Annotated in this window: 13 protein-coding genes; 9 read left to right on the top strand and 4 right to left on the bottom strand. The window is 38.3% G+C overall.

The features are described from left to right. Positions 1-2: 2 nt before the first annotated feature. From LC115_10795 to LC115_10780, 4 genes are all read right to left on the bottom strand, one after another. The gene (locus LC115_10795) at positions 3-509 is read right to left on the bottom strand and encodes a hypothetical protein (GenBank protein ID MCZ2357151.1); all 507 of its coding nucleotides are present in this window, start codon (positions 507-509) and stop codon (positions 3-5) included. Positions 510-661: 152 nt separating this feature from the next. Next, positions 662-1,846, bottom strand: coding sequence for a CoA transferase (locus LC115_10790; GenBank protein MCZ2357150.1), 1,185 nt, complete (start codon positions 1,844-1,846; stop codon positions 662-664). A 4-nt stretch (positions 1,847-1,850) separates the two neighbouring features. Then, positions 1,851-2,861: a GDP-mannose 4,6-dehydratase gene (gene gmd / locus LC115_10785; GenBank protein ID MCZ2357149.1), complete on the bottom strand. Its 1,011-nt coding sequence runs from the start codon at positions 2,859-2,861 to the stop codon at positions 1,851-1,853. A 50-nt stretch (positions 2,862-2,911) separates the two neighbouring features. Next, complete coding sequence (locus tag LC115_10780; GenBank protein ID MCZ2357148.1) at positions 2,912-3,778, bottom strand: hypothetical protein; 867 nt, start codon at positions 3,776-3,778, stop codon at positions 2,912-2,914. 346 nt (positions 3,779-4,124) lie between these two features. Between LC115_10780 and LC115_10775 the strand changes: the two genes are divergently transcribed. From LC115_10775 to LC115_10735, 9 genes are all read left to right on the top strand, one after another. Further along, positions 4,125-5,240 carry a hypothetical protein gene (locus LC115_10775; protein MCZ2357147.1) on the top strand — a complete coding sequence of 372 codons (1,116 nt, stop codon included), beginning with the start codon at positions 4,125-4,127 and terminating at the stop codon, positions 5,238-5,240. 83 nt (positions 5,241-5,323) lie between these two features. Then, a complete protein-coding gene (locus tag LC115_10770) occupies positions 5,324-6,790 on the top strand; it encodes an outer membrane beta-barrel protein (GenBank protein MCZ2357146.1) in 1,467 nt (488 codons plus the stop codon). Between the two features lie 229 nt (positions 6,791-7,019). Continuing rightward, positions 7,020-8,984, top strand: coding sequence for a threonine--tRNA ligase (gene thrS / locus LC115_10765; GenBank protein ID MCZ2357145.1), 1,965 nt, complete (start codon positions 7,020-7,022; stop codon positions 8,982-8,984). A gap of 15 nt (positions 8,985-8,999) precedes the next feature. Continuing rightward, positions 9,000-9,545 (top strand): translation initiation factor IF-3, encoded by a 546-nt coding sequence (infC, locus tag LC115_10760; GenBank protein ID MCZ2357144.1) that lies wholly within the window; start codon positions 9,000-9,002, stop codon positions 9,543-9,545. Positions 9,546-9,580: 35 nt separating this feature from the next. Further along, positions 9,581-9,769: a 50S ribosomal protein L35 gene (gene rpmI / locus LC115_10755; protein MCZ2357143.1), complete on the top strand. Its 189-nt coding sequence runs from the start codon at positions 9,581-9,583 to the stop codon at positions 9,767-9,769. Positions 9,770-9,802: 33 nt separating this feature from the next. Continuing rightward, the gene (gene rplT / locus LC115_10750) at positions 9,803-10,144 is read left to right on the top strand and encodes a 50S ribosomal protein L20 (GenBank protein MCZ2357142.1); all 342 of its coding nucleotides are present in this window, start codon (positions 9,803-9,805) and stop codon (positions 10,142-10,144) included. 115 nt (positions 10,145-10,259) lie between these two features. After that, positions 10,260-11,156: an alpha/beta hydrolase gene (locus tag LC115_10745; GenBank protein MCZ2357141.1), complete on the top strand. Its 897-nt coding sequence runs from the start codon at positions 10,260-10,262 to the stop codon at positions 11,154-11,156. 139 nt (positions 11,157-11,295) lie between these two features. Beyond that, positions 11,296-12,345 carry an efflux RND transporter periplasmic adaptor subunit gene (locus LC115_10740; protein ID MCZ2357140.1) on the top strand — a complete coding sequence of 350 codons (1,050 nt, stop codon included), beginning with the start codon at positions 11,296-11,298 and terminating at the stop codon, positions 12,343-12,345. Positions 12,346-12,349: 4 nt separating this feature from the next. Beyond that, positions 12,350-15,484: an efflux RND transporter permease subunit gene (locus LC115_10735; GenBank protein MCZ2357139.1), complete on the top strand. Its 3,135-nt coding sequence runs from the start codon at positions 12,350-12,352 to the stop codon at positions 15,482-15,484. Positions 15,485-15,505 lie beyond the last annotated feature (21 nt).

The following is a 15,505-nucleotide window of genomic DNA, read 5'->3' as shown; positions in this document are numbered from 1 at the left end:
AGTTACTTACTTTCTATATTGTTCTGATTATCAGTAGAATCTTGGGATACTGTTGGTTCTTTTTTGGGTTTTGGGCTGATTAACTTGCCATTTTCATAAACTTCGGTACGCTCAATTTGTCCGTTATCGGTTAAATAAACCCACTTTCCCTGTTTTTGATTATGGTCGTATTGGCCTCGTATTTCCGGCTTTCCTGTAGGAAAATATGTTTTATAACTACCGTGCATAGCTCCTTCGTGAAACATTACCTCTGATTTTTTGTGCCCGTTTCTAAAATAAGAAACAAATAAACTGTCTGTTTTGTCATGCTTAAAAAAACCAACAGCTCTAAGTTGCTTATTATCATAATACCATTTATAGAGCCCGTGTTTTTGGCCGTCTAAAGTATAATATTCATACTCTATTTTGGTGGTATCGTTGGGGAAAGTGATTTTTTTTAGAGTAGGTTGGCCAGCCACAAATCGTGGGAAAAAAATCCCGAATAAAATACTATAGAACAGAAATCTCATTATTCAAAAAGAATTGTGTGCAAAAGTACACAATTTGTTGGGCGAAGGCCGTAATCACTACTTCGTTTCAATAACTTATACATAATTAATTTTATTCGGTGAAAAACACACCCCCAAGATTATGTATTAAGTACAATTTCTGCGGATAGTTTTTAAATTATCCCTTGTTCAGAAAATAATTTAATTTCATCTTCCTGATAACCAAGTTCTTGTAGAATTTCTTGCGTGTGTTCTCCGTAATGGGGAGTATTTCGCGAAATTTCAAAAGGCATATTTGAAAAATGAATGGGAAGTCTAAATTGGGAAATTGTGCCTTCGGTAGGGTGCTCTGATTGAATGAACATATTCCTTGCAGCAATCTGCGGGTGATTGAGTGTTTCTGGAAGGTCTAAGACCGGTGAAGCGCAGCAATCTGCTTGTTCCAGGATTGGTGTCCATTCTGAAAGTGTTTTTTGCAGCATAATTTGCTGCACTATTGATACCACTGTTTGTGCTTCTTCTCCAAAAACATAATGTTTGTCAATAAGTTCTGGTTTCTCAATGCAGGTACAGAATCTTTTCCAGAACTTATGTTCGAGGGCTGCTAAGGCGATATAGCGGTCATCTTGGGTTTTGTAGAGGCGATAAAAAGGCATCATTCCGGATAATAAATCGCCTCCACGCGGGAGTAAATGTCCCAGCATTTGATAGGTACTCAAAAGTATAGCGGCATGAGCCAAAACTCCGTCTAACATACTGACATCTACATACTGGCCTTTTCCGGTGCTTCGTTGGTGGAGTAATGCAGCTAACACGCCCATAACCCCCATTAGGCTACCGCCCACAATATCTCCTAATTGGTAGTTAGGGATAGCCGGTGGGTTTTCCGCAGAAATTCCATTTTGGGCTAAAATTCCGGCATAGCTGATAAAATTGAGATCATGCCCAGGGCGTTGGGCTAAGGAACCGGTTTGGCCGTATCCAGAAATAGAGCAGTAAATTAATCGCGGATTTATATTGCTAAGCGTTTGGTAATCAAGTCCCCAAGAAGCCATTAAGCCCGGTCTAAAGCTCTCTATCAAAACGTCAGCTGTTTTTACCAGTGATAACAAAATGGTTTTTCCGGCTTCTTGAGTATAATCTAAACGAACAGAACGTTTGTTTCTATTAATGGCCAGAAAAAGTTCTGAATAAGTTCGCTTCAGTGGGGGAATCCAGCGGGCATAATCTCCGCCACGGGTGTCTTCTATTTTGATAACATCAGCTCCCATATCCGCCAAATGCAATGTACACAAAGGGCCGGGAAATAAACGGCTTAAATCTAATACTCTAACACCGGATAAGAGTTTGTTTTCCACTACTTTAACTGTTTTCTAAATCATATCGCATCATAATTTCTACCAGTTGGTCTATATTTGTGGTTGCTTCCCAGCCCAGAGCTTTTTTAGCACGGCTGGCATCGCCTACTAATAAATCAACTTCGGTAGGGCGAAAATATTTGGGACTTACTTCAAAAATGATGCGGTTTGTTTTTTTGTCTATTCCTTTTTCATGGATTCCTTCTCCTTCCCAGACAATATCAAATCCACAAAAAGCAGCAGCTTTTTCGCAAAAAGTACGAATTGTATAGGTTTTTCCGGTAGCGATAACGAGGTCTTGCGGGGTATCTTGCTGGAGCATTAACCACATAGCTGCTACATATTCTTTGGCATACCCCCAATCTCGTTGTGCATTTAGGTTTCCTAACTTTACGGTATCTCTTTTCCCATGAACGATTTCTGCTAAATTAGTAGTGATTTTTCGGGTAACAAACGTTTTGCCACGTCTTTCAGATTCATGGTTAAATAATATTCCGTTGCAGGCAAATAGGTTATATGCTTCTCGATAGTTTTTTACTATCCAGAAGCCATAGATTTTAGCTACGCCGTAGGGACTTCTGGGATAAAATGGGGTATCTTCATTTTGGGGAACAGCTTGTACTTTTCCATATAACTCTGATGTGGAGGCTTGATAAAATTTGGCTTGAGGAGCATGATTTAACAGGGCATCCACAATTCGGAGTGTACCTAATGCGTCCACTTGAGCTGTGTATTCAGGAACTTCAAAACTAACCTGCACATGACTTTGGGCTGCCAAGTTATAGATTTCATCAGGCTTAATCCGCACCATGAGTTTATTTAGGTTGGAGCTATCTGTAATGTCCCCATGGTGCAACTGAAGTTGTGGATTCCCAAAAAGATGATCTATCCTGTCTGTATTAAAGTTACTGGCTCGGCGAATAATACCATGAACCTCATAACCTTTTTCTAATAATAATTCTGTTAAAAAAGAGCCGTCTTGACCAGTAATACCGGTGATAAGTGCTTTTTTCATAAATGGTTATAAGCGAAAATTTTTTTCACCCTAAGGTTGAAAAAAACAGGCTATTCTGTTCGTTTGTAATCAAAAACGATATAATCCTCATTATCAGCAGTTCCGGTATTTACGATTTCTTTAATACGAATAGCTGCATATTTTCCTTGATAGAACATTTTCATCACGATAACATCTCCCGGCTGTAGTGTAGGTGTTACTTGGGTGTGCGGCCCGGCAGCATAAGTTTCTGCCATAATGGTGTGGGTTATGTCATCAAAGTTTAGTGTAGCTCCCGTTCTAACCACAAATACGGAATCCTGCCCGTTATTAGGTGAACGTAATGCTGCTAAAAACTCTCCTGAAATATCAGTTATTTCTTGGATGTCTTTGGCTTGATTTTGGGTTACGATGTTGGTACGAGTAAGCAGATTATATGCACTGCGGTTAGTGGTACTTAGCTTATTATAGATACGCTGGTCAGTATAGGAAAGTAACCGAAAAGGCTGAGTCGTATCTCGTGTCATATCTTTAATAGCATAAAACTCAACGCTATCTATCTGGTTCTTAGTGTCTTCTAAATATGCTACCAATCGGATGATGGTTAAATCTGGGACGGTGGCCGGAATAGTATAATCAAAAGAACGAACAGTGTTGGTTCCGGCTAAGGGTTCTTCCAAGATAGTATTTGGCATCTGACCATCAATGTATTCGGTTATATACCATTTTTTCATCTGTTCATTATCAGAGAGTTGGTAGCTCAATTTTATGATGCTTCCGGCGGTATCTGCCTGAGAACGTTGGCTTGGCGCAATCCGCTCAATACTTGGAGGCGTATCGGGTGGTGGCGGTAAAAATTCCTGCTCTTTTTTGCAAGAACTTAAAACAATTAACATCAACCCTACTGAAAACAAAAAGGCTCGCGAGCGAAAATTCATGCGTTATTATTTTTGGCCGCTAAAATAGTGTAAATTCTAATTAATACCCGTATCTTTTAGCTGAAAATTATACCATATACAATAAAATTAGATCGTTTGTAATTTAATCAATAGCAAAATACTACTTAAATAGACTTTTAAAATAAAGACAATAAAAATTAATATTTTAATAATAAGATAGTTATGATTTAAAAATATAGCTTAAATTCTGAATAAATGCTGAAAATATTTACCCAAAGAAAACTACTATATATTTATGATTAGCGCTAAATATTTTAACAATAGCCACCAGAAACGCCATTGTCCTGCATAATATATCTATTGAATTAAGTAAAAAAGTGTAATTTTGGCTGCGATAAATGTAGGAAAATTGGATCAGCTACAGAATACATTAAAGATACTGTGTGAAGCTTGTGGGGCGCAGATGGTATATTCCGCTAAAGAAGGCAAGTTAGTTTGCGGGCATTGTGGGAACGAAAAGATTGTTGAAACAACTCAACATAAAGTAGTTGAGCGTTCTTTTTCTGAAGCCCTTAATTTCTCCTCGTCAGAAATGGACTTTGGAATTGCCCAAAAGAACTTTACCTGTAAAGGTTGCGGTTCCGTAACAGCAGTAGATGTAACTACGGTAGCCTTTTACTGTAAATTCTGTGGTTCTCACCAAGTTAATGAGGAGGCACAAGAGCACCGTGTTATCAGACCTTTTGGAATCTTACCTTTTTCAATTACCAAAGACCGTGCTGCCACCGCATTTAAAGAATGGATTGGCACAGGCTGGTTTCACCCCAATGATTTACAACACTTAGCGCAAGCCGAAAAAATATCCGGAGTTTATATCCCTTTTTGGACTTATGACGCACAAACAGAGTCTTCTTGGACTGCCCTTGCCGGATATTATTATTATGAAACGATAACCACAACAGATGCAAACGGTAATAAAGTACAGCAGCAGGTACAAAAAATACGTTGGGTACCGGCTTCCGGCTATTTTGACCACTTCTTTGATGATGTAACCGTAATCGCCTCCAAAGGAATCACCCAAGCCCGTGTTCAAAACATCTATCCGTTTGATTTAAAAAAAGTAGTAGATTATGATCCAAAATTCATAACAGGTTGGGAATCAGAACTATATTCTGTTGATGTAAAACAAGGGTTTGAAAGAGCAGAGAAAATCATGAACGATTATATTTATCAGCAATGCGCAACTCAAGTACCCGGAGATACCCACAAAGACCTTAACGTCCAAACCCATAAACACAGTATTACCTTTAAACACATCTTACTCCCCATATATGTTTCAGCATATCGCTATAATGATAAGGTCTTTCAAGTTGTGGTAAATGGCCAAACCGGAAAAATAACCGGAGAAAAACCATTATCTTGGATAAAAATAACGATTACGGTAATTTTTGTCATAATCCTCGCTATTATAGTATATTTCTTGTTTTTTAAGAAACATTAATGTGTGGGAATTTTGTTGAATTGTTGTGGAAACAGAACCAAAAACTACCAGTAACTTGCAGACGGATTTTTTTTAGTAGAATTATGTATAGCAACTATAACAGATTTTTCAGAATTAGATTAGCTTGGTTGGTAACCGGCTTATTTTTGGGTGCTTCCGGTTTTGCACAAACGGGGGGTGAAACAAAGACAGTTGATACTCCCGCCAAAGAAACTAAGTCCTCAACATTTCAGCGTTGGACTTTAACACCTAAGGTAGGAGCTACTATTCCATTTTTAGATGTGAAATCCTCCATTAGTCCGGCATTTGGCTTATCACTTCGTTTTGCACTAACCCACGCCGTTAGCCTCGAATTAGAGGGTATAAAAAGTTGGATGAACTCATCTAATAGCGATAAGTATAAACGAGAGTTTAAGAATAGCTTTATAGCTTATTCAGGAAGAGTTGTCTATTCATTCTACAATGTTGGCGGATTTCGTCAATTTCTGCCGGGCTTTAGCCCGTATATCTCGGTGGGTATAGGCCAAATGTTTAATGATGTTTCAGACGTAAAAACAGGCACTTCAAATGTAAGAAATCCGCAGCCAAACAAGTCCACTGTTTTAGCTTTACCCATTGGAGCCGGAATCAAATTTTTCTTAGGTAGCCATTTCGACCTTTCATTACAAGGAGATTATTACCTAACCAAAAATGATATTTTAGATGGATTTCAGCCAGATGTAAATGGCAATTTCTTTCAGGATAGATTTTTAACAGTATTAGTTGGTCTATCTTATAAGTTTGGTAAAGGAAGTGAAAATTTAGAATGGTATGATTATGAGCAAGTTCTCAAAGATAAAATAAAATCATCAGAGTCAAAGTTATTGTCTATGGAAACTCGTTTGTTGGATTCTGATAGAGACGGTGTTATTGACGAGTTAGACCAAGAGCCAAATACACCGGAGGGAGTTCGGGTAGATACCAAAGGAGTAACTATGGACACAGACTATGACGGCCTCAAAGATGATGTAGATAAATGCCCCGGAATACCCGGCCCAATTGAAAATAACGGCTGCCCTTACGAAAAAAATAATGAAACCCCAAATTTAGATGGAAAGTATGTTAAAGACTCAGATGAAAGCCGCTTAAACCCTGATGAAGTTTCTACCACCCGTAACATCATCAACGACCCCAAAAACGCTAAGTACAAAAACAATCCCTCAAATACCACAGAGAAAATAAAAGATAAACACAAAAAGAACCGTAAAGAAGATTCCGGTAACGCAGACCTTGACAACTACCCAATCTACAAAATAGATTTAAACGAAACCGTTGGCCCCAATGACTCAACGTTTTACATAATCGGCGGATCTTTTGTCAAAAAATACAATGCCGTTAGATTCAGCAAAAAAGTCAATAAATTAGGATTATCTTCAAAAGTACTTTATTTTGAAGCAGCAGGTCTATACCGCGTTACTTTCCACGAATATCGTTCACGTGAAAAATGCCTTGAAGAACTCAAGAAAATCAGAGAAACAGTAGATAACGACGCATGGCTTTTTGCCCACTAAGATTCAACACTAAAATATAACTGCAACTAAGAGCCTTTAAAATCACATAAAGGCTCTTAGCTTTTTATATTTTAGATGTTCTGCCCTTTCTCTTGTAAAGAAAAACACCTACGAAGTAAAAGGTATAAGCCAAAATAAAATTAAGCTAATATCTTGAAAAAATATTACTACCTACAAATATATTCGTAGTTATCATTGAGTTTTGTATATTTGTGGCTTGAATGATTGAATGATTCAAATCTCCATAACTTTACCGGACAACACCGTAAAACAATACCCCAAAGGCATTACTTCGTTGGAAATAGCAAAAAGCATTAGCGAAGGATTAGCCAGAAATGTATTAGCCGCTGAATATAACAATACCGTTATTGATGCCTCTTTACCCCTGACCCAAAATGGTTCTTTAAAATTACTTACTTGGAACGACACCGGAGGTAAATCAACCTTTTGGCACTCTTCAGCCCACATCATGGCAGAAGCACTCGAAAAATTATACCCCGGAATTAAATTAGGGATTGGACCCTCCATAGAGCAAGGCTTTTACTACGATATTGACTTTAAAAACCATTCCTTTTCTCAAGAAGACTTTCCCAAAGTAGAACAGTTATTTTTAGAATTAGCTTCAAGTAATGAGGTATTTACCAGAAAAAGTGTTTCTAAAAGAGAGGCTATTGAATACTTTACCCAAAAAGAAGACCCTTACAAATTAGAACTTATTGACGGGCTTGAAGACGGCCAAATCACCTTTTATGAGTCAGGACATTTTACTGACCTTTGTAGAGGGCCACATCTTCCTAATTCTCAGATTATTAAAGCTGTAAAGCTACTGAATGTTGCAGGCGCTTATTGGCGTGGAAACGAAAAAAACAACATGATGACCCGTGTTTATGCGATTTCTTTTCCACAAAAAAAAGAACTAACAGAGTTCATAACCCGCTTTGAAGAAGCCAAAAAACGCGACCACCGTAAACTGGGAAAAGAACTTGGCTTATTCTACTTTTCTGAAAATGTTGGCTTAGGTTTACCATTATGGTTACCCAAAGGAGCCCAATTGCGTGAAAGATTGGAGCAATTCATGCGCCAAGCACAACAAAAAGCCGGTTATCTACCTGTGATAACACCGCACATCGGAAATAAAAAACTGTATATCGTTTCCGGGCACTACGAAAAATACGGAAAAGATTCTTTTCAGCCTATCCGAACACCACAAGAGGGAGAGGAGTTTTTCCTAAAACCCATGAATTGCCCGCACCACTGCGAAATCTACAAAGCCCAACCCCGTTCCTACAAAGACTTACCCCTTCGATTAGCTGAATTTGGAACCGTTTATCGCTATGAGCAAAGTGGCGAATTGCACGGCCTAACCAGAGTAAGGGGCTTTACCCAAGATGATGCACATATCTTTTGCCGGCCTGACCAAGTTAAGGAAGAATTTTGCAAAGTCATAGATTTGGTACTATATGTCTTTAAATCCTTAAACTTTCAAGATTATGTTGCCCAAATCTCCCTAAGAGACCCAAATAATACCGAAAAATATATCGGTAGCGAAGAAAACTGGAACTTAGCCGGACAAGCAATCATAGAGTCTGCTCAGGAAAAAGGACTCATTACAACCATTGAAGTTGGAGAAGCTGCTTTTTATGGCCCAAAATTAGACTTTATGGTGCGAGATGCACTTGGCAGAAAATGGCAATTAGGCACCATTCAAGTAGATTACAACCTACCGGAACGCTTTGACCTCGAATATACCGGAGCCGACAACAAAAAGCACCGTCCGGTAATGCTTCACCGAGCACCATTCGGCTCTATGGAACGATTTATCGCCGTTTTGATAGAACACTGTGCCGGAAATTTTCCCCTATGGCTCACACCAGACCAAGTAGCAATACTGCCCATCAGCGATAAATTTAATGACTACGCCGATGAAATACAAAAAAAACTATCCCTACAAGATATTCGCGCAACAGTGGATCCCCGAAGCGAAAAAATCGGGCGGAAAATACGAGATGCAGAATTATCTAAATACCCAATAATGATTATTTTAGGCGAAAAAGAATTAGAATCTAACACCATTAGTGTCAGAAAACGTGGCACCGGAGACCTTGGAACACTCTCTATAGCCGAATTTTTACAACAATTTACTGCATGGGTACACGAATCAATGAACATACAAATACAACAAACAATAATCTGAACCACACTGCGTTGAATGCAACCTAATAACAACAAAAGAAAAGTAGAAGAAACGATTAAGCACCGGATTAATGATGGAATCTTATCTGATATGGTGCGTATTGTCGGAAGTACAAACCCTGACCAAAATGGGATTTTCCCCATTAAACAAGCATTAGCTTGGGCAGAAGAAGCCGATAGCGACTTAGTAGAAATTACGGCAAATGCAAACCCTCCCGTTTGTAGAATTATTGACTACTCAAAGTTTAAGTATGATCTTAAAAAGCGAGAAAAAGAAAATAAATCAAAACAGCATGAGGTTATCCTGAAAGAAATTCGTTTTAGCCCAAATACCGATGAGCATGATTTTAACTTTAAATTGTCTCACGCCCGTAAGTTTTTTGCGGAAGGAAACAAAGTAAAAGCTATGGTTGTTTTTATGGGACGAAGTATTGTGTATAGACACCGCGGCGAAGAAATGCTGAATCAATTTGCCAGTGCCTTGGAAGATATTGCCAAAGTAGAATTTCCCCCAAAAATGGAAGGAAAAAGAATGCATCTTATTCTTTCACCTAAGAAATAATTTGTAATTTTGCGCCCTGTTTTACATAAAATTATATGCCAAAAGGAAAAACCAATTCTGGCGCCTCTAAGCGTTTTAAACTAACCGCGTCAGGAAAAATCAAGCGTAAGCATGCTTATATGCGGCACATCTTAACCAAAAAATCTACCCAGAGAAAACGCGCCTTAGGGAAGTTTTCTACAATTCACCCAAGTGACCACAAGCGCGTATTAGCTTTACTTTAATCTTTTGCCTAACAAAATACTTATTAAAAAGAGATGAGATCAGTAAATTCGGTAGCGTCCCGTGCACGCCGCAAGAAAATATTAAAGTTTGCCAAAGGCTATTTTGGCCGTAAAAAAAATGTCTGGACAGTTGCTAAAAACCAAGTAGAAAAAGGTTGGTTATACGCTTACCGAGATAGACGTGTCCGTAAACGTGAGTTTCGTTCCCTCTGGATTATGCGTATTAACGCCGCCGCACGCCAGCACGGACTAAGCTACTCCCAACTTATTAACCTACTCAATAAAGCAGGAGTTACCTTAAACAGAAAGGTACTGGCAGATTTAGCCATGAACCACCCGCAGGCTTTTGAAAAAGTCGTTAGCCAAGTAAGATAATTTGCAACCATAACTTTCTCTACACCAACTTTATCCCCATAAAGTTGGTGTAGTTTTTTGAATAAAAATCTTATTTGATTTCCCTAAAATAAATTTACTTTTTTACCTTTTGTGTATGGTAAGTTCTATCGCATTACTACGAGAATCGCAAAAAATTCATCTTGGAAATACAGAGCTGAGTTATTTGGATTTTGGCACCGGAGAGATTTCTGTTATTTTGATACACGGCCTTGCCGGTAATAAATTGCTATGGAGGAGTTCCATCCATGAAATTTCAGATTCCGGATTTCGGGTGATTGCCGTAGATTTACCGGGACACGGACAGTCTGCACCATTTACAGCAGATAGTTATTCCCTTGAAGCTTATGCTAAAACACTTGATAGCTTAATACAAGCACTTGGGATTAAAAAAGTGGCCTTAGTAGGCCATTCTATGGGGGCACAAATAGCTATTCACTACGCACTGAAGCATCTAAATAAAGTATCACATCTATTATTATGCTCTCCCGCAGGTTTTGAGATATTTAATACGATGCAGTCGCTTACATTACGAACGTTTATAATCCCCTCTTTTTTGCGTTATTTATCCGGAACATCCTTAAAAACGTTTATTCAAGATAATTTTTATCAATGGACGGATGACTATAATTGGATATTACGTTACTATGAACATCAGATGGAGCATAAAAAGAGGCATCAATTAATGCAGGTTTTTGGAGATTCAGTAGCTGCAATGCTGAATGAGCCGGTTCATCATCTATTATTTAAAATTACTCAACCTACATTGATAATCGCCGGCGAAGAGGATAGGTATATTCCCAACCGGTTATTCAGGCGGGTTAGTACAAACTCCATTATGCGTACAGGAATTGATAAAATACCTAATGCTGAACTACTTATGATTCCTAAAGCAGGGCATTTAGCGAATATGGAACATCCGGCTATATTCAACCAAGCAGTAATTAACTTCCTCAATAAAGAATCTTCTCCGATTTCAAAACGTACAGCCTAAGCTGGATTTTGTTATAAAATCCATTCCGAGCTGCAACTATTTTTCAGGTAAATTCGTTTCGTAGAAACCACGGAAACTTTTATTAGAATTTAAGTTTCCGTGAAATTAAATTTTACTACTTTTGCGCTCCAGAATGTATATGCGAAAACTAAGTTATTTTCTGATTATCGTTGTGCTAATTGCCGGAACAGGTTGGCTATTAATGCAGAATAAAGCTAAAAGCAAAGAAAAACTTCAACTTCCTGTTAATAAAGATGTTGCGGTTAAGGTGGATACTATTAGTTACCAAAAAATTGCTGACCAACTTACTATAACCGGTACCCTTTTTCCCCAGCATGAAGTATTTGTGATTCCAGAAGGGCAGGGGAGGGTTACTCAGGTTTTCTTTAAAATAGGAGAAAGTAAAAAAAGTGGCGAGTTATTGGCCAAAATTGATGATGAACTACTTCAAGCACAATTGGTTACAGCGCAAGCGAATTATGATAAATGCCAAAAAGACTATGAACGCTTTGAGGCTTTATACAAAGAAGGAGCTTCCACCGAAGTTATTGTTGAAAACGCCCGCTTAGGCTTTAAAAATGCAGAAGCTCAATTAACAGTAGCCAAGAGGCAACTTAAAAATACCAATATTACAGCTCCTTTTGCCGGCGTAATCACCATGAAAAACATAGAAATAGGCTCAATGGCTTCTAATAACACACCAATTGCCCAGATTGTGGATGTTTCAACCCTGAAAGTTCGCCTAAATGTAGGTGAAAATGATGTCTTTCAGCTAAAAAAAGGAGAAAAAGTGGAAGTATTAACAGATGTTTTTCCCGGAACGCCTTATTTTGGAATCATTTCTTTTATCAGTGAAAAAGGAGACGAAGGGCATACTTATCCCATTGAGATTGAATTAACTAACCAAAAAGAAAAGCCTCTTAAAGCCGGTATGTTTGTAAAGGTTAAGTTCGCTTCTATAACCAAAAACGAAGTACTCACGATACCCAGATCGGCTTTATTAGGGAGCTATAAAGACCCTAAGGTTTTTGTGATTGAAAATAAAACGGCACAAGAGAAGTCAATTATTGTTGGAAATACCTACGAAGATAAAATTGAAGTAGTAAGCGGCCTCAACAAAAATGAATTTGTGGTCGTTAATGGAAACCATAATCTAAAAACAGGTACGAAAGTAACGATTATTCCATAAAAAGATGTCTATCACAGAGTTATCCATCAAGCGGTCATCTTTGGTGGTGATTGTTTTTGTTGCTTTGGGGCTAATAGGGTGGTTTTCCTACAATCGGTTAAAGTATGAACTCTTACCGGATATTACCCCTCCGGTAATTTCGGTTACGACTATATATCCCGGAGCTTCTCCTTCGGAAGTAGAAAGTTCCGTTACCAAACCTATCGAGGAAGCCGTTTCGGGTGTAGATGAAATTTCAACTGTAAATTGCACCTCTCAGGAGGGGGTATCTTTTGTTATCATCGAGTTTAACCAAAATGCAGATATTGACGAAGCACTCCAGAACGTTCAGCGAAAAGTAAATGCCGTTCAGCCTACCTTTCCGCTAACGGTTAAATCACCAGTTATTTCAAACTTTGCGCTGAACGAACTTCCTGTTTTGCAGATTGGTATAACCAGCAACTTAGAAGCGCGCGCATTCTATAAGTTGCTGAATGACAAGGTTAAACCCAGAATTGCTAAAATACCGGGGGTAGCCCAAGTAACAATCGTTGGTGGTGAAGATCGGGAAATAAAAGTCAATTTAGACTCTGATAGACTCAGAGCTTTTAACATACCCATTGTTCAGGTGATGCAGATTATTAGGGCTTCTAACCTTGACTTCCCCACCGGAAACATAAAAAGTGAAACAGACCAATTCACGGTTCGTATAGCCGGCAAAATTGCTTCATTAAATGCTTTAAGAAACTTAGTAGTTGGAAAAACCAAAACAGGAGGCGATATTTTCCTAAAAGATATTGCCGAAATACAAGACGGAGGCACTGAGTATAAGCAAATTAGTAGAATTAATGGAAAATCTTCTGTAATTATCTACGTTCAAAAACAAAATGATGCCAATGCAGTAGAAGTAAGTAAACTTGCAAGAAAAGAAATTGATAAAATTACTGCTGATTATCAATCTATTGGAATCAACTTTGATATTGCGCAGGATTCGTCCCTTTACACAATGTCTTCGGCTAATGCCGTAAAAGTGGACTTAATGTTTGCAACTATCTTGGTAGCTCTGGTAATGATGTTGTTTTTACACAGTTTACGGAACTCCCTCATTGTGATGGTCGCTATTCCGTCATCGCTATTATCTACTTTCATCATCATGTACTTTTTGGGTTTCAGCTTAAATCTAATGACGTTATTAGCACTTTCATTAGTAGTTGGTATTTTGGTGGATGATTCTATTGTGGTTTTAGAAAATATTCACCGCCATTTAGAGATGAAAAAGCACCCTTGGGTTGCGGCATTGAGAGGGCGAAACGAAATAGGCTTTACGGCAATGTCTATTACGTTAGTGGACGTTGTGGTGTTTTTGCCTTTAGCATTGGTAGAGGGGATGATTGGAAATATTATGCGGGAATTTTCATTAGTGGTGGTATTCTCTACCTTAATGAGCTTGTTTGTTTCATTTACAATTACGCCAATGCTGGCTTCCCGTTTTTCTCGTTTAGAGCACCCTAATCCTAAGAGTTTACTGGGAAGCATCTCCATTGGATTTGAAAACTACTTTGAACGCTTAAAAGCAAAATATAATAAGCTATTGATTTTTAGCCTAAAAAGAGGTTGGCTAATTGCATTAATATCTACGATTCTATTTTTTGCTTCTTTTGCCTTAGTTCCATTAGGGTTTATTGGAGCAGAATTTATTCCCAAAGATGACAAAGGAGAATTTTCGGTTTCTTTAGAATTACCTGCCGGGTCCTCATTGATAAATACCAATAAAGTTACCCAACAAGTGGAATCTTTGATAACCAATATTCCGGAGGTAAAAAAAGTATATACAAACGTTGGCGTTTCTAATGATGGATTTATCGGGCAAAATTCAAACAATATTGCCGAAGTTATTGTAACCTTAGTTCCTAAAGAAGAACGTAAAAGGGCAACTTATGAAATCTATATGGAGCTGAAAACTAAGATTTTAGATATACCCGGTATCAAAGTTCGCGTAAACCCGATTGGTATTTTTGGGGGTGCAGACCAGACCCCAATTCAGATTATAGTGAATGGAAATAGCCGTGAAGATGTCAAAAAATCAGCAGATATTATTGCAGATATTGTCCAAAAGATTCCCGGAACTACGGACGTTCGCCTATCCTCCGAAGACGGAAAACCGGAAACCCAAATAGATATTGACCGCGAAAAAATGGCTAATTTTGGCCTTTCAATAGCCGAAATAGGTACTGCCCTGCAAATAGCCCTTACCGGAGATGACCAATCTAAATTTAGAGAAGGAAACGATGACTATACCATCCGTGTGCAATTAGACGGCTATGACCGATCCAAAATACAAACCCTCGGTAACATCACATTTAGAAATCCACTTGGGCAACTCGTTGAACTAAAACAGTTTGCTAATATCTATATCTCTAATGGACCAACAAAACTACAGCGATTTAACCGAAATTCTTCTATAATAGTACTCTCCCAAGTAATGGGCAGAGCAAGTGGAGACATCGGAAAAGACTTAAAAACCCAAATTGCTAAAACTAAATTTCCAGAAGGAACAAATATCAACTACTGGGGAGACCTGAAAAACCAAGAAGAATCTTTTGGAAGTATGGGAATAGCTTTGATGGCTTCAATCATATTTGTTTACATGATTATGGTTGCCCTGTATGATTCTTATGTATATCCGTTTGTGGTGCTTTTTTCCATACCACTTGCTGTCATTGGAGCTTTATTAGCTTTAGCCTTAGCTATGAAGACCTTAAATATTTTCTCCTTGCTGGGAATGATTATGTTGGTTGGTTTAGTTGCCAAAAATGCCATTTTATTAGTAGATTTCACCAATCAGCTAAGGCAGCAAGGGCTTTCTCGCTATGAAGCATTATTAGCAGCCGGCCAAGAAAGGTTACGCCCAATCTTAATGACAACTATTTCTATGATTATCGGGATGTTGCCCATCGCACTCTCTACTTCGGCAGGTTCGGGAACAAAATCTCCCTTAGCTTGGGCGTTAATAGGCGGCTTAACAAGTTCATTACTATTAACTTTGGTACTCGTTCCTGTAGTTTACAACTGGATAGACGGTATCAAAGAAAGATTTAATAAACTATTGGGAATCAAAGAAGAACCCGCTCCGGAAGACTTTGGTAAAGCTGACGCTTAACCCATAGAACATAACCAAACG

The organism is Bacteroidia bacterium (assembly GCA_026932145.1).
Taxonomy (GTDB): Bacteria; Bacteroidota; Bacteroidia; order J057; family JAIXKT01; genus JAIXKT01.
Note: the sequence above shows the minus strand (reverse complement) of the source record. Positions and strands in the feature narration are given on the sequence as shown.